General features: G+C 70.3%; 8 protein-coding genes. All 8 read left to right on the top strand.

The genetic code is table 11. The features are described from left to right. The first annotated feature begins 32 nt into the window (after positions 1–32). The gene (locus tag MKK55_RS05335) at positions 33–1,052 is read left to right on the top strand and encodes a methyltransferase (protein ID WP_243933632.1); all 1,020 of its coding nucleotides are present in this window, start codon (positions 33–35) and stop codon (positions 1,050–1,052) included. Beyond that, positions 1,049–1,663 carry an AAA family ATPase gene (locus tag MKK55_RS05330; RefSeq protein WP_243933630.1) on the top strand — a complete coding sequence of 205 codons (615 nt, stop codon included), beginning with the start codon at positions 1,049–1,051 and terminating at the stop codon, positions 1,661–1,663. The genes MKK55_RS05335 and MKK55_RS05330 overlap by 4 nt, the downstream gene beginning before the upstream one ends. After that, the gene (locus MKK55_RS05325; RefSeq protein WP_243933628.1) at positions 1,660–3,165 is read left to right on the top strand and encodes a tryptophan halogenase family protein; all 1,506 of its coding nucleotides are present in this window, start codon (positions 1,660–1,662) and stop codon (positions 3,163–3,165) included. The genes MKK55_RS05330 and MKK55_RS05325 overlap by 4 nt, the downstream gene beginning before the upstream one ends. Continuing rightward, positions 3,162–3,953, top strand: coding sequence for a hypothetical protein (locus MKK55_RS05320; protein ID WP_243933626.1), 792 nt, complete (start codon positions 3,162–3,164; stop codon positions 3,951–3,953). Before MKK55_RS05325 ends, MKK55_RS05320 begins: the two co-directional genes overlap by 4 nt. Continuing rightward, entirely contained in the window at positions 3,950–4,822 is an 873-nt protein-coding gene (locus MKK55_RS05315) for a hypothetical protein (RefSeq protein ID WP_243933623.1), read from the top strand. The genes MKK55_RS05320 and MKK55_RS05315 overlap by 4 nt, the downstream gene beginning before the upstream one ends. A gap of 23 nt (positions 4,823–4,845) precedes the next feature. Next, positions 4,846–5,784 carry a radical SAM protein gene (locus MKK55_RS05310; protein WP_243933621.1) on the top strand — a complete coding sequence of 313 codons (939 nt, stop codon included), beginning with the start codon at positions 4,846–4,848 and terminating at the stop codon, positions 5,782–5,784. 367 nt (positions 5,785–6,151) lie between these two features. Continuing rightward, positions 6,152–6,961: a SapC family protein gene (locus tag MKK55_RS05305; RefSeq protein ID WP_243933619.1), complete on the top strand. Its 810-nt coding sequence runs from the start codon at positions 6,152–6,154 to the stop codon at positions 6,959–6,961. A gap of 190 nt (positions 6,962–7,151) precedes the next feature. After that, positions 7,152–23,083, top strand: a 15,932-nt coding sequence (locus MKK55_RS05300; protein WP_243933618.1) for an LEPR-XLL domain-containing protein, incomplete at its 3' end; no start/stop codon positions are given.

Raw genomic sequence — 23,083 nt, 5'->3', positions numbered from 1 at the left:
CGTCTCGGCTTGCCGCCGTCGTCCATCGCCGCATGACAGATGATCCGACCAACGATCCCGACGGCGCCGGCCTCGTCGCCGTGGACCGCTTCATGCGCCGCGATCTCGAGGCCTGCGCGTTGCGGTTCGCGCTCGAGGCGGGACTGATCGATCGCCTCGCCGCAGGCGTGGGCACCCCTGCGGATGCCGGGCTCTCAGCGAAGGGGTCCGAGCTGCTGTTCGCGCTGCTGCGCGCGGGCGGGGTCGTCGGGGAGGGGCTGGCCCTGACGCCGTCCTTCCGCGCGATCCTGCCGCTGCGGGACCTGCTCTCGGCCAAGCTCGCCTTCTGCGCCGCGGTCGCCGACGATTTGCGCGCGTCGTTCCCGGCCTTCGTCACGGATCTTCCGGCCTTTATGGCGCGCTCGCGGACGTTCGGGCTGTTCCGCTACGACCGAGCGCTGGTCGCGACCCCGGAGAACCTCGCCGCAACGCGGGACTGGGTCGGCTACACCACGGCGCTGACGCGCTACGAGGCAGCTCCCTGCCTCGAGCGGGTCGACCTCGCCGGTCACCGCCGGATGCTCGACCTCGGCGGCAACAGCGGCGAGTTCGCGGCCCGCGCTTGCCGGCGGGCGCCGGACCTGCGTGCGACGGTCGTAGATCTGCCGGTGGTCTGCGCGCTCGGGCGCGAGCACCTCGCCGGGCGACCGGAAGGCGCACGGGTGCGCTTCGTGCCCTGCGACATGCGCCGCGACCGCCTGCCCAACGGGCACGATCTCGCGACGTTCAAGTCCGTGCTTCACGACTGGCCGGATGCCGAGGCGCGCAGCCTCCTCGCCGCCGCCGTCGCCGCGCTCGTCCCAGGGGGGCGGCTCGTGATCTTCGAGCGCGCGCCGATGCCGCTCGATGGCCCGCTCGACTACGCTGCGACCGGCAATCTCGTGTTCCTACACTTCTTCCGCGACGCGGCGCTGTACGTCGAGACGATGGCGGCGCACGGTCTGACCGACATCGCCGTCGAGACGGTGAAGCTCGACATGCCGTTCCACCTGATCTCGGGACGCAAGCGATGAGGTTCGAACCGCCCCGGATCGTCGCCGTCTCAGGACCTCCCGGAAGCGGCAAGTCGACCCTCGCCCGCGCGCTCGCCCAACGTCTCGGCGGCGCGCCGGTCGTCAGCTACGATGATCACGAGCGCATCACCGCGAGCCCCCCCGGAGAGATCAAGGCCTGGCTCGGCCGTGGGGCTCCGATCTCCGAGATCCCGGTTCCGGGATTGCGCGAGGAACTCCTGCGCCGCCGCTCGCAGGCGTCGGCGCAAACCCCGTTCGTGGTGCTCGACACGCTGGTCGGACGGGCGCATCCGGCGACCGAGGGTCTCGTTGACCTGATGGTCTGGATCGCTCTGCCGCTCGACCTCGCGCTCGCACGCAAGGTCCGTCGCGTCGTCGCCGCCGTGCGCACTGCGCCGGGGCGGCGCGATTTCGAGCGGCTCGCAGATTGGCTCGATACGTATCTCGGGCACTACACAGATTTCGTGCACGACGCCTACCTGCAGCAGGAGGAGCGGATCGCACCGGAGGCCGACCTGTCGGTCGATGGATTGACCGCGGCGCCCATTCTGGCCGATCTCGTCGCGTCGGAAATCCGCCGCCGCTTTCCGCAGGAACGACCGAACCGATGACTCAGACGCCGCGCAGGAACCTCGTGATCGTCGGAGGCGGCACGGCTGGATGGATGGCGGCCTCCTACCTCAACCGCTTCCTCGTTCGGAAGGGCTGGCAGATCACGCTGGTCGAGTCTCCCGACATCGGCACGATCGGCGTCGGCGAGGCCACGATCCCGTCGCTGGTACGCTTCCTCCGCGCGATGGACTTCGACGAAGACGTGTTCATGCGGCGCTGCGCCGCTACCTACAAGCTCGGCATCGCCTTCACCGACTGGTTCGGCCACGGGCACCGCTATTTCCATCCGTTCGGCATCTGCGGAAGCATCAACGGCCTCGACCTGTTCCACTTCTGGATGAAGCATCGGATCGAAGGGCAGGCGACCGAAGCCTACACCGACTACTCGCTCCAATCGCTGCTGGCCGACGAGGCCAAGGGGCCGCGCCAGCACGGCGCCGATTCGCCGATCATGCGCACCGGCACCTATGCCTTCCACCTCGACGCGGGCGCCTTCGCGCAGTTCCTCAAGGAGGTGGCCACCGCCGAGGGTGTGCGTCACCTGTTCGGCGAGGTCCGGGCGGTTCGGCGCGATCCCTGGGGCGACATCGCCGCGATCGACATCGGCGGCGGCCGGGAACTGGCGGGCGACCTGTTCATCGATTGCACGGGCTTCCGCGGCCTGCTGATCGAGGAGACCCTGGGCGACCCCTGGATCGATTGGGGGCGGTATCTCCTGTGCGACCGCGCCGTGGTGATGCCGCTGCCGCGGGAGGACGACCCGCTGCCCTACACGCGCTCCACCGCCCTCGACGCCGGCTGGATGTGGCAGATCCCACTCTCCACGCGCACCGGCAACGGCTACGTCTATTCGAGCCAGCATGCGAGCCCCGACCAAGCCGCGCAGGCGCTGATCGACCGCGCCGACCTCAGGCGCGCCCGCTCCGCCGACCCGCGTCACCTCAAAATGCGGATCGGCCGGCGAGGCAACGGCTGGGTCCGCAACTGCGTCGCGGTCGGCCTCGCCTCCGGGTTCGTCGAGCCCCTGGAATCGACCGGCATCCACCTGATCCAGCGCGCGCTGGAACTCCTCGTGGACAATTTCCCCGCGGGCGATCGCGACGACCTCCTGCGAGCCGCCTACAACCGGCGGATGCAGGCGCTGTACGAAGAGGTGCGCGACTTCATCGTGCTGCACTACGTCCTGACCGACCGCGTCGAGCCGTTCTGGCGGGACGCCCGGAGCGTCGCCATCCCGGATACGCTTCAGGACAGCCTCGACGCCTACGAGATGGACGGGCGGATGCACCTGACCCACAGCGACATCTTCTCCGAGACGAACCATCACTTCATCCTCGCCGGCAACGGACGGCTGCCGCGCCGGCCGACCGCGCGGGTGGACTTCACGCCGCTGCAGCCGATCGTTCCTGTCCTGCGGCAGATCCGCGAACAGAACCGCGCGATGGCGGCGTCCCTGCCGTCGCACCGCGCCCTGATCGCGGCGATCAACGCCAACCCGTGACGCCCCCGCGCCAGGCCGAGGCCCGGCACCTGCTGGAGGTCGTCCGGACCTTGGCCGTGCCGATCCGGACGGAACGCTCCATCAAGTTGACGCCGGGCGCGCTCCTGGCCGACCGTTTCCTAGTGAGCCTGTCCGTGCCGGACCTGGGGCACGGGACCAGCCTCGAACAGGCGGCCGTAGCTTTGAGGCTCGCGCCGGCCGGTTGGATGGCGCTCGCCGACCGCATGCCTGATGCGGATGCCGTCCATCTCGGCTACGAGCGCGGCCGCGAGGGCTGCGTCTACAAGCTCTACCTCGAATTCTCCGGGGCGGCTCGCCGCGCCTTCAATGGAACCTGTGAGCCGGTCCTCGTCCATCGCGCCGTGAAGTGGGACCCTGCCAACCCGCCGACGTTCAGCATCGCGGATTACCGCTGGCCGGGCGCCCGCTCTGCCCCCGCGATCGCAGCGCGGATCGCCGGGATGTTCCCCGACGCCCCCGGCGGACCGGCCGCCACCCTCGGCCGCGGCATCCTCGGCGACCTCGCGGGCTTACCGGCGCCGATGCTGCTCGAAGTGGGCGAGGCCGGCAACCCACGCCGCTCGTTCGATCTCAACCTCTACGAGAGCGGCCTGACCGTCGGGTCCTGCGCGGCCCGGCTCGCCGAGGCCGCCGCGGCACTGGCCGTGGCCCGCGAGGCCAGCGCGGCGTTTCCGAGCCTCGCCTTGGCAAAGCTCGGCCACATCGCCGGGGGCATCGGACGGGACGGACGCGACTTCGTGACCGTCTATTACGGAGGTACGCCGTGACCGGCGAGGCGGCCGATCTCGAATTCGCCGCGCCCGGCGACCCCGCGCGCGACTACTGCTTGTGGGACTATCGGCCGCCGGCTCCCGCCGCGGGCAAGCTGCGTTCGGCCAGCCTGCTGTGGCACGCCTTCCGCACCGCCGGCGCCGATCCCCGGCTCGCGGCGATGAGCCGGACATTGCGGACTGGCCTCGGGCCGTTCAGGACCGTGTGGGGGGTCAAGCGGATCGGCGACGCCTTCAGTTGGGAATACTACTTCTACGACTATGCCCGCCTCGCACGCCAGGTCTCGGTGGCGCGCGTGCTAGCGATCCTGGCACCCCATGCGCGGTCCCCGCTCACGGACCCAAGCCTGCGCCCCTACTTCATGTTCTCCCTCGACCTCGACGACGCGCTCGCCTGCGGCGCGCGTGCGATCGATGCGCTGAACCTCTACGTCGGCAATCCGGGCAGCACGGTCTCGTCGGGCATCGCCTATACGATGACCGCCGATGCCATGCGGCTCGACAACTTCTACTTCTTCTTCGACGCGGCCCGCGAACGGCAGGCGATCTGCGCGAAGGTCGCCACCTCCGCCCATCTCGACCTTCCGAGCCTTGATCTGGACGAGATCCTGTGGCCGTCACTGGCGCGCTGCGGGACGATCGTCGTCGCGAACAAGACCCTCAACGACGGGGTCTATTTTTCCCGCATCAGCATCGGGCAGTTCATCGCCTTCCTCGAACGGCTCGACTATCCCGAAGCGACCCGCCGCTTCGTGACGGACAACCGCGCCCGGCTCGATCATCTTCTGTTCGATGTCGGGATCGACTATGCTGTGATTGACGGCAGAATTTGCGTGGTGAAGAGCGCATATTACGGCATCTTGTAGCCGAAGTCTGAGAAGCGGTCTGCATGGCACTCTACGAGAACGGCGCCTACGTCTCGGTCACGATGGAGTTCAGATGTAATCTGCGCTGCGTCCACTGCATGATCGAGAAGACGATGGACCGGCTGATGCCGGAATCCCGGGACCGCTTCGACGCGCTGCTCGACCTGAACGCCCGGACGCGCAAGTGGCGCGGGCTGATCCTGACCGGCTCCGAGATCACCCTCCTGCGCGATCTCACGATCCTCGCCCGCCGTGCCCGCGCCTCCGGGTTCCGCCACGTCCGGATCCAGAGCCACGGGATGGGGCTGTCGCAGCCGGACTTCACGGCGGCCTTGGTGCGGTCGGGCATCGACGAGTACTTCATCAGCGTCGCCGGCGCGGACGCGGCGACGCACGACGCGATCACGACGGTGCCGGGCTCCTTCGCGCGCACGCTGCGCGGCTTGGAAATCCTCGACGGGACCGCCGGGGTGTCGATCATCACCAACACCGTCGTGACGACGCGCAGCTTCCGCCAGCTTCCCGAGGTGGTGGCACGCCTTGCCCATCTCCGCCGCCTGACGCAGATGGAGTTCTGGGTCTACTTCCCGATGCGCGAGAGCGACGACAAGAACCTCGTCGCCTCGAACCGGGAGATCCTCCCCTACCTGCGCCGGGCGATTGCCGATGCCCGCGCCCTCGGCCGCGCGGTGGAAGTCAAGAACTTTCCCGAGTGCCTGCTCGGCAGCGACGGCCCGACCTTGGCCAACGGGCAGCCCGAGCTGCATACGGACCCCGCCTTCTGGGCCGAGTTCGCGCGCAACGGCTTCCATCAATGCGTCTACCGCGACCGCTGTGCGGCACGAGAATGCCTCGGCCTCAACACGGCCTACATCCAGAAGTACGGCTTCGAGGACGACGTGCTGCGGCCGATCGCACCGCGATCTTCGACGCCGCAGGCAGGTTCGGCGACAGTGGCCTGAGCTCGTCCCCGACGATCACCGGGGGCCGGCGGCGTCTCGAGGCGGTCGGCGTCCGGCGCGCGTTCCTCAGCGCTGATAAAATTGTCTCACCGTCGCATTCCCACGCCATTTCAAGACCTGCGGCCGATCCTGCTTGTCGCACCCATTGACGCAACGGCCGGCATTTGACTAGTACAATGGAACGGGTGGGCTTCTTCAATGACGGCGGTCGCCTGCGCCAAACATCGCGTCGGAATCGACCCGCCTCTGCAGGCTTTGTCTATTTCCGTACACTCTTAATCGATGTTTCGGTGCGGGTACGTTGTTCACCCCAAAAAAGACATCGATTTGGCCGCATATCCGACGGCGTGTGGGGGAAGAGTTTGGTATGGCTAAACAGTTGTTGATCTACGAGCGTGCGACGGCCTTATCGCGCCAGCGTCACGCCGATTGGTCGGTGAAGCTGAATGGCAAGTACAACTTCGCCCGCGATGTGAACTCCGTTCCGCTTATGGTCGCGGAATTCCCGTTCGCCGCCTCCGAGTATGCGATCGTGTTCGGCGGACAGGGGGACGAGATCATCCCCGTCGCCCTGCTCGGCGTCCGTGACAACGAGAACCTTCAGGTCGCCGAAGACGGCGGCTGGACGGGAAAGTACGTTCCAGCCTTCCTGCGCCGCTACCCGTTCGTGTTCTCGAGCAACGATGCCGGGGACAACTTCACTCTGTGCATCGACGAGCACTTCGACGGCTTCAACGCCGAAGGCCGCGGCGAGCGCCTCTTCGACAGCGACGGGCATCAGACGCAGTACCTGCGGAGCGTGCTCGGCTTCCTCCAGGCCTATCAGGTGCAGTTCCAGCACACCAAAGCCTTCACGAAGCGCCTGGAGGAATTCGGCCTGCTCGAATCAATGCAGGCGGAGCTGACCCTCCGGTCGGGGCAGAAGACAACTCTGACGGGCTTTATGACCGTCAACCGCGAGCGATTGAAGGCCCTGTCGGCTGACAAGCTCGCGCTTCTAATGCACGCCGACGAGCTCGAGCTGATCTACCTGCATCTGCAGTCGCTGCAGAACTTCGCGCCGACCGCCGAGCGAGTCGGCAGCGCGCCGACCGCCCCTCCGCCATCGAACGACATGCCGTCAGACCTTGCGCCGGAGCCGGGTGACGAGACTGCGGGAGACGTGCCGATCCATTAAGGCGCGTCTGCGACGAACACGGCACGGGACGATCGACACCGCGCGCGGCTCGAAAAGAGCCCGTCGGTCAGGGGGTTTGGGCATGGCTTTCCCGTTCAGCGCGAAGGGCATCTGGGGTGCGCCGGTCAGCCGGAGGCACCTTCGGATCCTGAGCGGGCGTACCCTGTCCAAACTCCTGCGCCGATACCGGATGGGTGGCGGTCCGTGGGCCCCGCTGCGTGACCGCCTCGTGTTCGACGCGCTCGAGCCGCGGCTCCTCCTGAACGCGGACATCGTCTCCGTCGATCTGTCGCACGGCGACGCGCATGCCGGCGACCACCAACTGCTGGTCCGCCTTGTCCAGGAGATCGAGACCGTCAACCAGCAGGCGGTCGCCGTCCAGCAGGTGCAGGTCGTCGATCAGAGCAACAACAAGGTCCTTGCCTTCGGCGACCTGACGGAGATCTCCGGCGTCGCCATCGCAGGCGGCACGGGAGCGGACACGCTTCACATCGACGTGGCGTCCTTCGCTGCGGCGAGCCTGCCCAAGATCAGCTTCGACGGCGGGGGCGGAAACGACCGCCTCGTCATGGACAACGGCGCGTCCGCGCAGTGGCGCCTCGACGGGCGCGACGCGGGCTCCGTCCGGACGGGCGGCGGGGAGATCGCCTTCACCAACGTCGCCAACCTCCAGGGGGCCGCCGACAACGTCGACACGCTGACGGTCACGGGCCACGGCAGCCTGACCGGGCTCTACGACGGCGGCAGGGGCGGCGACGACGCGCTCGCCTTCGACGCCGACGTCGAGGGCGCGGCGGTCTACCGCCCCACCGGCGCAGATTCGGGGACGCTCGCCGTCGGCGACGGGAGCGTCCGATTCGCGGGTCTCGAGCCGGTCTATCTGGCCAGCAACACCGCTCTCGCGATCGACCTCAGCGGCGTGTCGGGCGATTCGGATGCGACGCTCCGGGCATCCGATGACAGCTCCTACGCCTACATGGTCGCGCCGACCGTGGGCTCGGCGTCGAGTTTCGAGAAGATCTACTTTAACGCGCCCTCCGCCTCGCTCACGATCAGCTTGGGAGCTGGGAACGACAGCTTCCATATCGCGTCGCTGCCCCCGACGGCGAGCTTCACGGTCGATGGCGGCGCCGGAAACGACGCGCTCCTGTTCGATCAGCCGACGACCGCGGTCTCCGGCGGCGTCGCCCTGACTTTCCTGGGCGGCGCCGGCAACGATTCTGTGTCGTTCAACAGCGACATCGCGGCGACGGGCGATTTCGGCCTCACCTTTTCCGGCGGCGCCGGCACCAACTCGCTGAGGTTCGCCGCCGGCAAGACCGTCTCGGCGACGGGCGCACTCACTATCTCCGCGACGGCGATCGACTCGTCCGTCGTCGGCGGTTCCGGCATCGCTGTTCTCGGCGACCGGGCCGCCTCGCTCGGCGTCGACGTCGCGAGCGGCGCGATCCTGCGCGGCGCCTCCGTCACCCTCGACGTCCGGGCGACCGCGCTCGCCGACGCCACCAACCTCGTCAACAAGGGCACGGTCGCCGCGACGTCGGTCGCCTCGGCGACGATCACGCTCGCGGGGACGATCGACGCGACCGACACCGTCAGCGTCTCGACGCGGGTGGACAACCGCGTCCTCGTCACCGCGACGGACTCGACGCAGCTCAACGGCGTGACGCCGAACCTCACCGACACCTCGACCATCGCCGTCACCGCGACCGGTCACATCAACGGCGGGGACATCGCGCTGTCCGCCGAAACCCGCGCCGTCGTGGACATCAAGGCGGTCGGGCTCGTCCTGCCCGGCCTCCAGACCTTCACAGACACCGGCGGCGCCATCGCCGACAAGATGGCGGCGATCGCCAAAGGCGAGGAGAGCTTCTCGACCATTCTCGACCCGCTGGTCCTGGCCTTCCAGGGCCTCGTCAAGAGCGCGGCTGTCACGGTCTCGAACACGACCTCGGTCAGGGTCGATGCGGCCGCCCGGATCGTCCAGACCGGCGCCGGCGGCGTCGCGATCGATGCCGAGGACGACACCAGCGCCACGGCCTCGCTCATCGCCAAAGACGGCAAGACGCCGATCCTTGGCGCGGTCGTCAAGGATGCGACCGGGCAGCCCCTTCCAAACCCGCCCCTGGTTGGCGACCTCCTCAACCTGTTCGCGCTGAGCGCGAAGAACACCGTCACGCGCACGACGACGGTCGTCCTGGGCAATGCTTCGGCACCGGCCGTGATGGGTTCGACCGCCGCGACGGTCCAGGCGGCCGGCGACGTCTCGCTCACCGCTGCGGCTACGGGCCTCATCACCGGCAAGACCGCGGCCGCCACCAAGGAGGCAGACGGTATCACGGCCGGCGACGGTGAGACCGACGGCTCGGAGCCGGTCGGCCTGAAGGCTGGTGCGGTCACGAACAGGGTCAGCGACACCACAACGATCGACCTGACTAATGTGGTGATCTCGGGCAAGAGCCTGACGGCCGCAGCGACGAACGCCACCGAGATCGGCGCAACTGCGATCCAGTCGCTGAACTACGTCGGCGGCGACACGCGCGCGACGCTGACCGGTGCGCGCGTCAGCGCCACGGTGGGCGGGGTGTCCTTCACGGCGAGCGACACGACGACGGTGACGGCGGCGGCCGTACCAACTGGTGTGGCCACCAGCGGCGACGTCACCGAGGAGACGCCGGAACCGCTGGCGACCACGGGTGTCGATCCCGACGCCGAGACGGCTTCGGCCGGCGAAGGCGCCAAGCCGCCGAGCATCGGCGTCGCCCGCGGCGTGGGGATCAACAGCGTCAACCGCTCCGTTTCCGCGACCGTCGCCAATTCGACCATCGATGCGACGGACGGGGCGATCGTAGTCTCGGCCGAGAACGCGATGACGCTGAGGGCGCAGGCCGAGGCCTCCGCGGTCGCGGGTTCCGTCGCCGCCGCCGGGTCGATCGCCGCCAACATCGTGCTCGGCACCACTACGGCGTCGCTCTCCGCGACGGATGCGACGACCCACGGAATCGCCGGCGACGTGCAGGTCACGGCTGTCAACGATGGCGTCGTAGATGCACGCACCAGCACGGTCGTGGAGTCGGGCTCCGACAAGGGCGGCACGGCGATCGGCGGCGCGGTGGCGATCAACATCGTCGGCTACGACCTCACCCGCACCTCGGGCGCCGACATCGCGACGACGCTCATCAAGACGACCCTCGACGCGATCATCGGCACGAGCATCCTCGGCTCCGCCACGGTGGACGCCGTGGCGGCGACGGTCACGGGCGGCAGCGTCACGGCGGGCGGCGGCCTGTCGGTGAGCGCGCGCAGCACCGGCCAGGTCAACGCCACGGTGAGCAACGCGACCAAGGTCGCCGCCCCCGAGGTCACGGAGGACGAGGGCGAGGGCGACGGCGCCGCCGAGACCGGCACGCCGAGCGCGAAGAAGGAGCCGGTCCGCAGTGCGTCCTCGCGCAGCATCGGCGGCCTGATCGCCAACAACGCCGTCAGCCGCTCGGCCAAGGCCACCGTCACGGACACGCCGGTGAGCGTCGCCGGCGCGATGATCGTGCAGGCGAGCGATGCGAGCGAGATCGCGGCCAACGTTAAGCTCGTCGCATCGAGCGTGGCCGCGTCCGACGGCGGCCTCGATACCGGCGCCGAGGCGGCGGCCGCGGACTACAAGGCGAGCGCGGGGCCGATCGCGATCGTGCCGGGCAAGACGGTGCTGCTCGACCTCAAGCCGACCTATGCCAGCGACACCGACGGCCCCAAGGTTCTGAAGGCCAACGACCTCGTGCTGGTCGGGCAGGCGCACGACCAGACCAAGGGCTCTGCCGGCACGCTCTACCGCTTCACGGGCACGCCGTCGGCGACGGCGGTGAACCTCGCCACGGCCGACTACACCGGCACGGGCTGGGCAGCCGTCGGCGAGGCGGGCACGACCTACACCTATGAGGGGACGACACGCTACACCGCGCAGAGCAAGCTCGACCTAGCGCACATTGTCTACGCCGACCCGGCGCAATGGGAGGCGGTGGTGCCGGATACCGGCATCGCGGCGAAATACGCGTCGAGCGCGGGGGCGACGGCGATCGTGCTCGGCGACCGGGTGCGGCTCGACATCGCGCCGAAGTTCTTCTCCGACGCGGCGGGATCGAAGCCCGTGGCAACGGGAGACGTCGTCCTCGTTGGCGACAAGCACGACACGGCGCTCGGCAGCGCCGGCACCTACTACAAGTATCTCGGCTCGGCCGCCACGATCGATCTCGGAAAGGCCGATTACACGGTCGCGGCCAAGTGGCAGGCGGTCGGCGAGAAGGACGCGGTCTACGCCTATATGGGCGTCGACCGCACGCTCACCCTCTCGGCCCAAGACTACGCCGACCTCGACCTGTGGCGGAAAATCGGCGCCAACGAACCCGACCCGGCGGCGGTGGCGGCCAGTGCCGCCGCGAACGCGACCCCGCAGAAGTCCGGCAGCGGCGCGACCGCGGCCGGCGGCATCGTCGTGCGCAATGAGATCCTCGGCGGCGCGACCGCGACGATCACCGGCGGCTCGGTCGAGGCTGGCAGCGTCCTCGTCAAGGCCGAACGCACGGCGACGATCACGGCCGAGACCGATGCGACGGTCGAGGCGATCGCCACCGTCGCCGAGCAGCAGAAGGCCGCCGACGATTCCGCGACCGCCTCGAACGGCGGCACGGCCGCGACCGCGCCCGACGTCACCACGGCGGCCAAACCCGGCCGCACCTCGTCCTTCGACAGCCCGTCGTCCAGCCCGAACTCCTCCGCGCTTGCGCTGAACGGCGTCATCGCGACGAACACGGTGCTCTCGACCGCGATCGCAGGGATCACCTCGACCCCGGTGACCACCACGGCGGTGACGGATGGTGCCGACGGGAGCGTCGGCGTCTCGGCGCTCGCAGGTGGGCGGATCGAGGCCAAGACCGCGGCCACTCTGACCGCTTCGGCGCAGGGCATCAGCGCCAACGCGGCCGCGCCGGCCAACGGAAGTGCCGGGGCGACGACCTCGGCCAAAGCCGGCGGTCTCCAACTCGCCGTCAACCTGATCGGCTATGCGCGCACCAACCCGCTCTTCGCGACCCTCGACGCGGTGGTTGGCACCAACCTGGGCTCGGCCTCCCCCGTCCAGGCGAGCGCGACGATCACCGGCAGCAAGATTACGGCCGATGGCGCCGTCTCTGTCACGGCCGAGTCGAGCGCCGAGATCAAGGCGGAGGTCGGCAACGCCGTCACCGCGTCGGCCGAAGGGGCGAGCACGTCGGCGCTCGCCGTCTCCGGCGTCGTAGCGCTGAACCGCATCAGCGGTGCCGCCACGGCCACGATCGATTCGGGCCTCCTCAGCGCGAGCAATGCCTCCGTGACCGGCGCCTCCGTCATGGTCTCCGCGAGCGACAAGGCCGGGATCGACGCCACGACGACAGTGGGCGCGACGGCCAACGTCACGAAGACCGTGGGCGACGCCGAAGAGGGCGCCGACGCGGGCAGCGCGGCCGAGGAGGCGCTGGCACGCTACACCTACACCACCGCGTCCGGCTCCCGGACCCTGAAGTTCGGCGACACGATCCGCCTCAGCGACACCTGGGGCGATGCGCCAGCGGGCAAGGGCGTCCCGGGAGACGTCTACCGGTACATGGGCGCGGACACGACCTCGGCGACGAACCTCGGCGACAGGACCCGCGACTTCACCGACTTCGCGCTGTGGAAGCACCTCGACGTCTCGAACGTCCTGCCGACTGAGACGAGCGCCGCGCAGACGGCCAAGGTTGCCAAGTCCGACGCGAAGGCGATCGGCGGCATCTTCGCACGCAACGAGGTCATCGGGTCGGCCATCGCCGCGATCCTCGAAACCGACGTCGTCGCCACCGCCGGCGACGTCTCGGTCACGGCGGCCTCCGACGCGACGATCACGGCGCAGGACGAAAGCACCATCGAGGCCGCCGAGGGCTTCGGCGGCGTCATCGTGACCAACACGGTGCTCGACGGCGCCAAGGCCTCAATTACCGGCGGCAGCGTCACAACCACCGGACCCACCGCGACGACGGGCGGGGACGTCACGGTCTCGGCCACCAACACCGCCGCGATCGACGCCTCCGCGACCGGCTCGGTCGCAGGCGAGACGACCGCGGTCGGCGTCGTGCTGGCTTTCAACGCGGTCGGCTACCAGCCGCAGAACGTGCTGTTCAACCTCGTCGACACGATCGTCGGTGACCCGCTGATCGCCACCGCCACAAACAGCGAGCAGCCGGCCGACGCGACCGCCTTCATCACCGGCACGACCGTCAGCGCGCAGGGTACGGTCGCCGTCGCCGCCGACAACACCGCGACGATCAACGCGGTCGTCGGCAACGAGGTCTCGCAGCAGACGCCCGAGGATTATGAAGCGACCGCCGAGACCGGCGCGCGCGGGCTCTCGGCCGCCGCATTGCTCGCGACGAACAAGGTCAGCGGACGGGCGCAGGCCTATATCGGCGCCGCGCCGGGCGCCGCCGCCGGGACGCCGGGCGCCGCGGCCAGCGTCACCTCGACGACCGGCGATGTCAGGATCGAGGCACACAACGCCTCCTCGGTCACGGCCGAGAGCACCGTCATCAGCTCGTCCGCGGTCGATGCGGTGATCACCGCCCTGTTCCGCGAGGCCGAGACCAAGGCGCTCAACGATTACGCCTTCACCTCGAAATCCGGCTCCCAGGTCGTCAACCAGGGCGACCGGGTGCGGCTTGCCGCCGACTACCCGGCGGCCAAGGGCGCGCCCGGCAAGATCTACGTCTATGTCGGCGGGGCGACGTCCGCGACCGCGCTCGACCTCGGCACGGCCAACTACACCGACACGACCAAGTGGTTCGCCGCGGTCGAGGGGACCGTGACGACGGAGAAGCCGACGGCCGCGGGGGCGACGCTCGGCACCACGACGAACGACACCGACCCGACCAAGACGGTGGTGACGACCGTCACCGCGACCGAGACGATCACGACGACGAAGGACAAGGCCCGCTACACCACGAACAGCGGATACCAGTTCATGCGGGTCGGCGACCGGGTTCTGGTGAAGCCCGGCTACGATCCCCTGAAGGGCGATGCCGGCACGATCTACATCTATCGCGGCGCCGACAACCAGAAGGTCTTTCCGAACCAAGCCAACTACTTCAGCGCCGATTGGGTGCCGGCGACCGTCAAGTCCGAGCTGCCGCAGATCGACAAAGTCGCGGCGCCGAGGCCGGTCAGCAGCGCTGCCACGCCCGCCGGAAGCCCAACGGAGGCCGACGGCACGACCCCGACCGCCACCGGCCCGGCGACTCCGATCCCCACCGCGGCGCCGTCCTCGAAGGCGTTCGGCGGCATGATCGTGATGAACGACGTGCGCGGCGGCGCGCTTGCCCAGGCGATCGAAGCCACCATCACCGCCAAGGGCAACCTCGCCGTCATCGCGACCGACGCGAGCAGCATCTCGGCCGATGCGACGAGCACCGTCTCGGCCTCGGGCGGCGAGAGCTTCCAGTCGAAATCGACGCCGGCGGCGGGCCAGCCCGCCCGCAATTCGACGCTGATCGCCGCCAACGGCATCGCGGCGACGAACGTCGTGCGCGACGGGGGCGCGACCGCCACCATCACCCGCAGCGTGGTGGCGACGACGGACGGAGACGTCTCGGTCAGCGCCGACGACAAGGCCGGGATCGACGCGCGGCTCCACGCCTCCTCGCTCACCTCGGGCGGGGCCGGCAGCGGGCTCGCGGTCGGCGTCACGCTCGCCTTCAATGCGGTCGGCTACGAGTCGGAAAACATCCTCTTCAACAGCCTTGACGCGCTGATCGGCTCGCCCGAGCTCGCCAACGCGTTCGGGAGCGCTGCCGCGCAATCCGGCGCGACCGCGAGCATCGTGCAATCCCGCGTCTCGGCCGGGGGCGACCTCTCCGTCGAGGCGACGTCGGCGGCGCAGATCAACGCCACCGTCAGCAATGCGGCGCTCACCGGCACGGATTCCCTGAAGGGCTCGGCCGGCCAGGGTTTCGGCGTCGTGCTGGCCTCGAACAAGGTCAAGGGCGCGGCGTTCGCCACGATCGACAACACTGGCATCGCGCTCGACGGCACCGACATCGTCACCGTCGGCGGCGCGGCCGGCGTCAAGGCGACGGATGCCGTCGGCATCTTCGCCAACACGCAGATCGTCACGAGTTCGACCGTCGTGAAGACGGACGGCGGCCAAGCGACTATCCAGGACAAGATCAACAAGTTCCTGCCCTCCGACTACTCCACCGATCCCAACGAGCCGCAATCGGCCACCGTACTCAGCAACCTCGTTAAGAACCGCAACGACCTCCTGCCCGACCAGGTCAAGGCGCTCGGCGACAAGTTCAACGCCGCCAAGGACCAAGTGCTGGAGCAGGTTTCCCGCGCCAAGAGCCTCGCCGACGAGGCGCTGGCCAAGTTCAAGGACGCCGAGGAACAGGCCCAGAAGGCTGTCGCCGAGTTGCTCGGCAAGGCGGTGGCCGCGGCCGTCAAGTCGATCGAGGGCTCGGTCACCGACCTCACGAAGAAGGCCGGGCTCGAGAACATCAGCGCGCTGCTGCTCGACGATCTTGCCAAGGCCGAGGGCCAGGATTCCTCGTCCGACGCGCTTACGAACCTCGCCAACGCCGCCATCGCCCAGGCCGTCGCGCTCCTCGACGACACCACGCTCGCCACCAGCCTGACCGCGACGATCGACGCGGCGAAGGCGACCTATGCCAAGGCCAACGCCCGGATCGCGGCGCTGCAGGCCAGCGCCGCCGACCTCCAGAAGACGGCGCTCGACAAGGTCGCCGAGATCAAGGCGAACGCCGACGCGGTGCTGGGCACCTTCGGTCTCAGCCTGTCCGACCTCGGCCTCGACCTCGGTGTGAGCGAGGCCGGCGAGCCGAGCGAACCCCAGACCGCCAACCTCCAGGACGTGACCTTCGGCCAACGGGTGCGGATCGCGGCGGACTACGCCAAGCCGACCTTCAAGAGCACCGACGCGACCCGCGTCACCGTCAACACCGGCGACAAGATCCAGACCGCCGACGGCAGCATCTATACCTATACCGGCACGACGGCGATCCCGACGGTGCTCCCGAACGCCCTCACGGTCGATCTCGCGCACGGCTGGGTCAAGATCGCCGACAGCGCGACGACCTACAAAGCGAACGCCGTCTACGTGTTCATGGGCGACAGCGCCGCCGGGCTGCAGCGCGACCTCGCGGCGCAGGACTACACGAACCAGAAATACTGGAAGCGCACGCTCGATTCCTCCTTCGTGCCCGACGACTACGCCCTTCCCGGCGGCGCCACGGCTGCGCCCGGCACCGGCACGTCCGCCACGTCGAGCGACCCGACCGTCGCCCCGGTGGGCGACCCCTCGGCCGCCAACCCAACGGCGACGACGAAGCCGAAGGGCGACTCGGCGCTCGCGATCGGCGGCGTGGTCGTGCTGAACAGCGCCGTCGGCGGCGCCACGGCGAGCGTCAACCACGCCCGGATCACCACCACGGACGGCATGGTGCGGGTCGCCGCCACCGAGACCGCGACGATCGAGGCCACGACCGACAGCGTCGCGACGGTGAAGTCCGCGAGCTCCTACAAGCGCACCGACAACCTCACCGACCTCCAGGGGGCCGGCAAGACCACGAGCCTCGCCCTCGGGGGCGTCATAGCGACGAACGCCGTCCTCGCCAACGCCAGCGCCACCGTGACCGACAGCACCCTCACGGGCGCGGCCGGCGTCGCCGTCACGGCGGTCAACACCGCGATGATCGACGCGACCACGAAGAGCGCGAGTTCGAGCGACGGCACCGCGGTGGCGTTGACGCTCGCCTTCAACACGATCGGCTGGCGTGAGCAGAACATCCTGTTCCGCACCGTCGATCTCATCGCCGGCGATCCGATCGCCGGCGCGCTGCACCTCGACGACACGCCCTCGGGGGCCGTGGCGACCGTCACCCGGTCCGGCCTGTCCACGGGGACCGGCGGGGCGGTCACCGTCTCGGCCGTCTCGGCCGCGACGATCACCGCGACGCTGACGAACAAGGCGAGCGCCGCCAACGCCGTGCTCAAGGACGCGAGCGCGCTCGCGCTCGGGCTCGCCCTGTCGAGCAACCTCGTCAACGGCACCGCCACGGCGGGCATCGACAACACCGGTGCGCCTGCGGGCACGACGATTACCACCGGCGGCTCGCTCACCGTCAGCGCGACCGGCGCGGGCACGATCCACGCGGCGAACGCGTTGTCCGCCCTCGCCAGCCTGACCAAGCCGAGCCTGCTCCAGGATTTCGGCGAGACGATCCTGAACGACTACACCTTCACGCGGGCCTCGGGCAGCCAGCGCGTGAGCTTCGGCGACATCCTGCGCGACGACGACGGCAAGCTCTACGTCTACGTCAGCACCGCCTCCGCCACGATCGACCTGACGAGCCTCGCCGACTTCTCCGGCGCGTCCTGGCTCAAGGACGACGCCGCCTCCTACCTGAAGTACCTCCCGCCCGGCGTGCTGAACCTCGGTGCCGAGAGCGACGTCGCCTCGAGCGCGGCTCTCGGAGGCACGGGATCGGGCGGCGCCCAAGGGGCGAAGCCCTCCGCCACCGCGGTCAGCGCCGTGATCGTGCGCAACGACGTGCGCAGCACGGCCACGGCGACCATCAACGCGGCCACCCTCACCGTCACCGGCGACGTGACGGTCTCGGCCGAGCAATCGGCCACCATCGACGCGACGATCACCAGCAAGGTCGAGTCGAAGCTCAAGCCCGGCGACGACACCAAGGCCTCGACCGCGGTCGGCGGCATCATCGCCCAGAACGTCGTCCTCGCGAGCGCTAACGCGAGCATCGCCGACAGCAGCGTCACGACCCACGCAGGGGGGGATGCCACCGGCGCCGTGTCCGTCACGGCGAGCAACACGGCCACGATCACCGCCAGGATCGACGCGACGGTCGAGTCGAGCGGCACCTCGGTCGGCGTCGTGCTGGCCTTCAACACGATCGGCGTCGCCGGGTCGACCGCCCTGTTCCAGACGGTGGACACGCTCCTGGGCACCGACATCGCGGGGACGATCGACGGCGCGGCGCCCGCGACCGTGCACGCCACGGTGACCGGATCGACGATCGACGCCGCCGACGCCATCACGATCGGCGCCCTGTCGAACGCGACGATCGCCGCGGACGTGGCGAACAGCGTCAGCTCGGTCGGGCGCGACGTCCGGAGCGTCGGCGCGGTGATCGCGCTGAACACGATCAAGGACGACATCCGGGCCTATGCGAGCACCGCATCGTCGCTGACGGCCGGGGGCAGCATCACGATCCGCGCGGATTCGGCGTCGAAGATCGACGCCGTCGTCGCCGCTCCGGTCGTGGCCGTCGCCTACAACATCCCGTCCAGCCCGCCGCCCAGCAGCCAGCCGGGCAACACCACCTCGGTCTCGGTCGGGCTCAGCGTCGCGCGCAACGCGATCTACGACGTCGCCCTCACGGCCTACGCCGAGGACCTGACGGCACTGACCGCGACCGCCGGCAACGTCACGGTCCATGCCGGCAACACCGCCGACATCACCGCCGACGTCAGCGCGACGGCGATCGCGGCGGTGGTCAGCAACGACACGAACGGCAAGGCGCTCGGCTTCGCGGCCGGCGGCGCGCTCGGGTTCAACACGATTCTCGGCGGCATCGACGCGCACATCCGGAACGTCGCCCTCGTCACCGCCGGCGGCACGGCTGCGCCGGCGACGGGGTCGGCAGGGCAGGGCGCGATCCTCGTCGAGGCGCTGAACAACGCCAGGATCGACTCCACGGTCGAGGCGGCCGCGGCCTCCGTCGTCATCGGCAAGGCCGGGAGCACGGCGGTCGCGATCGGCGTCTCGCTCGCCTTCAACATGATCGGCTTCAACGGCGCGTCGATCCCGACCGCCAACGGCGTCGGCACCGGCGCCGCGAGCGGTCTCCTCGTCAAGGCGTCGGTGACGAACGCGCGGCTGAGCGCGGGGCGCAAGGTCTCGGTCACGGCGCAGTCCGACGCCGACATCGACACCCAGATCAACGCGGTCGCGGTCGGGATCGGCGCGACGCTTGGCAGCTCGGGCACGGCGAACGGGTTCGCGGCTGCCGGCCTCTACGCCGGCAACACCATCGTCACCAGCGCGAGCGCGCTGATCGGCGGCAGCACGTCGGCCAACGACAGCGTCACCGCCGGCGCCGACGGCGTCCTGGTCTCGGCCGCCAACAGCTCGCGCATCCACGCCAACGCCGTTTCGGCCGCGGTGAGCGCGAACCTCTCGTCCAGCGGCTCCGCCGCCTCCGTCGCGATCGGCCTCTCGGTGGCCAACAACGACCTTCGCGGCGACGTCGCCGCGGCGATCGCCGGCGTATCCCTCGTCAAGGCGGCCGGCCCCGTCACGGTGTCGGCCACCCGCAGCGCGACGATCGAGGCGCAGACCTTCGCGGCCTCGATCGCCGCCGGCGTGAGCTCCAAGGGCTCCGGCGTCGGGGTCAGCGGCGGCGGAGCGCTCGCCTTCAACAGCGTCGCCGGTTCGACCTCGGCGACGATCACCGATTCGGCCGTCGGCACCGTGGCGGACGAGGTCGGGGCGCTCTCGGTGACCGCGAGCGACATCTCCGGCATCCACGCGCTCGTCGGCGCGCTCTCCTTCGCCGTCGGAGCCACTCCGCAGGGGTCGAGCGCCGGCGTCACGGTCGGCATCTCGACGGCCAAGAACAGCATCGGCAGCGGCGACCAGGTGCTGGCGCAGCTCTCGAACACCTCCGTGAAGGGCTCGGGCGCGGCGACGGTCTCCGCGACCTCGGCGGCGACCGTCGATGCCACCGTCGTCACCGGCAGCATCGGCTTCTCCGGCGGCCAGAACGCCGTGGCCGTCACCCTCGCGGGCGTCGTCGCCCTCAACACGATCGACGTCGCCACGCGGGCGCTCATCACGGGCGACGGCGCCGACGGCATCGCCGTGCGGAGCCTGACGCTGGCCGCCGAGAACCGCAGCATCATCAACGCGATCGCCGGCTCGGCCGCCTTCGGGGGTGCGCTCGGGAGCTCGGGCACCGGCACCGCCGTGACGCTGTCGGCGGCGGTCGCGGTCAACACGATCGCCGGCGAGGTCAAGGCCGCGGTCGCCAGCGCCGGCGACGGACTCTCGACCACCACCGGCGAGATCGAGATCACCGCCAAGAACGACGCCCAGATCCACGCGATCGCCGCTTCGGCCGCCGTCACGGTGGCCGCCGGCAGCTCGAACGGGATCGCCATCAGCGGCGGCGGCGCCAGCGCTGTCAACCGTGTCCGGGTCGGCGTCAGCGCGCTGGTGGAGGCGAGCGTCCTGTCGAGCGGCGGCGCGCTTTCGCTGCTCGCCCAGGACGAAGCCACCATCACGGCCGACGTCGTCTCCGTCTCGGCCTCGGTCGGCATCGGCGGCAGCAACGCCGCCGCGGTGGCCCTCGGCGTCTCCATCGCGCTGAACGAGATCGGCACCTGGAACGCCTACGACAGCGGCGCCAACACCGTCTCGACGACGCCGAGCCTCGGCGCGGCCTCCGGCGTCACCGCCGCGCTGCGCAACAGTCAATCGTCCGCGGCCGGCGCCCTCTCCGTCACGGCCTTCTCGCACAACACCATCACCGCGACCGTGGCCTCGATCGCGGCTGCCGTCGCCGGTGCCGGCAGCAACGCGGTGGGCGTGGCCGCCGCCGGGGTCTACGCGCAGAACGTGATCGGCGTGGCGACGAGCGCGACGATCTCGGGTGACCTCGCGGCGGGCACCGGAGCCAGCGTCGTCGGCGCCGGCATCGCCGTGTCGGCGCGCGACATCTCCATCATCAAGGCCAATGCCGGCGCGGCGGCGGTCTCGGGCTCGGTCGGCGGCAACGCCGGCGTCGCGGTCTCGATCGGCCTCGCCATCGCGCTGAACCGGATCGCCGACGACGTCGCGGCCACCGTGACGGGCGTCACCCGTCCGGTGCGGACGACGGGCGGCGACCTCGGCGTCACGGCCACCGCCGGCGGCACGATCTCGACGATCGCCGCGGCGGCCGCCGTCGCGCTCGGCGGCAGCGGATCCGCGGGCGTCGCGGTCAGCGGCGGCGGGGCGAACGCGTTCAACCAGATCATCACCAACACGCACGCCACCATCGTGAACAGCACCCTCGACGCTATCGAGGGCGCGATCCGCGTGACGGCGCTCGGCGAGGCGGCGATCGACGCGGAGATCGCCGCGGTCGCGGTGTCGGTCGGCGTCGGCGGCTCGGGCGGGGTCGGCGTCGCCGTCGGCGTCGCCGCAGCCGAGAACAGCATCGGCAATTGGACGGCGAGCGGTTCCGGCGCGAACCGGGTCGATACGCTCACCGCCAACGGCGGCACGACGGTAGAGGCCTTCCTCCAGGACACCGCAGTCACCAAGGCGACCGGGGCGCTGACGGTCACCGCGACGGCGCACAACACCATCAACGCCGTGATCGTCGCCGGAGCGGCCGCGATCGGCGGCGGCGGTTCGGCGGGCGTCGGCGTCAGCGCGGGCGGGGCCGGCGTCGACAATCGGATCGCCGTGGCGACGCGCGCCTACATCCAGGGCGACGGTACCGGCATCACCGCCGGCAGCGTCGGCGTGTCCGCCTCCGACACCTCGGTCATCAAGGCGATCGCCGGCGCCGCCTCCATCGCGGGGGCGGCCGGTGGCAGCGCCGGCGTCGCGGTGGCGGTGGGCTTCACCCTGGCCCTCAACACCATCGCCGACAGCGTCGCGGCCTTCGTCGACGCGGCGGACACGAAGCTCAAGACCACGTCCGGCGGCGTGAGCGTCTCGGCCGCGAACGCGGCGACGATCGAGGCGACCGCGGCGGCGGCCTCGCTCGCGGTGGCGGGCGGCGGATCGGGCGGCGTCGCGGTCAGCGGCGGCGGCGCGCTCGGCCTCAACGCGATCACCACGAGCACCAACGCCTACATCCAGAACAGCACGATCGACAGCCACGACGGCGTGGGCGTGTCGGCGACCAGCACGTCCGCCATCCTGGCGCGGATCGATGCCGCGGCGGCCTCGGCGGGGGCCGGCGGCGCGGCCGGCGTCGGCGTCGCCATTGGCATCGCCGGCGCGGAGAACCGCATCGGCACCTGGACGACGAGCGGCAGCGGCCAGAGCCGTGCGGACACCCTCGGCGCCGGGACGCAGGTGCAGGCCTCCATCACGAGGTCGGCGGTCACGGCGGTGAACGCGGTCTCGGTGACCGCCCTGTCGAACCAGACGATCAGCGCCCAGGTCGCCGCGGCCGCCGTGGCGATCTCCGGCGGAGGCTCGGCCGGCGTCAGCGTGCCGGTCGCCGGCGTCGTCGTGGCCAACGCCATCGGCGTGACCACGCGCGCCGTCATCGACGACGACGGAGCCGGCATCAGCGCCGGCAGCGTCTTGGTCTCGGCCAACGACACCTCGGCGATCAAGGCGGCGGCGGCCGCCGCCTCCGTCGGCGGGGCCGGCGGCGGGGCGGCGGGCGTGGCCGTCGCGGTCGGGTTCTCGCTGGCCCTCAACACCATCGCCAACACGGTCACGGCGTCGATCACCAAAGCTGACAACCTGAGCACGACCAAGTCCGGCGGCGTTTCGGTGAGCGCCGGCAGCGGCGGCAGCATCTATGCGGTCTCGGCCGCGGCCTCCCTGTCGATCGCGGGCGGCGGTGCGGCCGGCGTCTCGGTGGCGGGCGGCGGCGCGGGCGCGCTCAACGTCATCGCGACCACGACCAACGCCTTCATCCAGGACAGCGCGCTCAGGAGCACGGGCTCGGGCGGCGTCAGCGTGACGGCGTCCAGCACCACGGGCATCACGGCGCTGGTCGATGCGGCGGCGGCCGCGGCGGGCGGCGGCGGGGCGGCGGGGGGCGGCGGCGCGGTCGGGGTCGCCGGCGCCTCGAACCGGATCGGGAAGGCCGGTTTCCTGGCGCAAGGCCCGGCCTACCTGCAGGACACCTCCGTCTCGGCGGGGGGGGCGCGCCGTTTCCCGGCCCCCCCGCACGCATCAACCAGGGCCGTGATTCCCGCGGTTGTGGACGCCCTCACGCCGGCGCCGCCCCGGCCCGTTCTCCTGAGCTGCGTGGTCTGTCTTAAGGACTTGGTCGGTGGCGCGATGGCGTT

Origin of the sequence: Methylobacterium sp. J-059 (assembly GCF_022829485.1) — a bacterium.
GTDB lineage: Bacteria > Pseudomonadota > Alphaproteobacteria > Rhizobiales > Beijerinckiaceae > Methylobacterium.
This window is presented reverse-complemented; position numbering and strand designations above follow the sequence as displayed.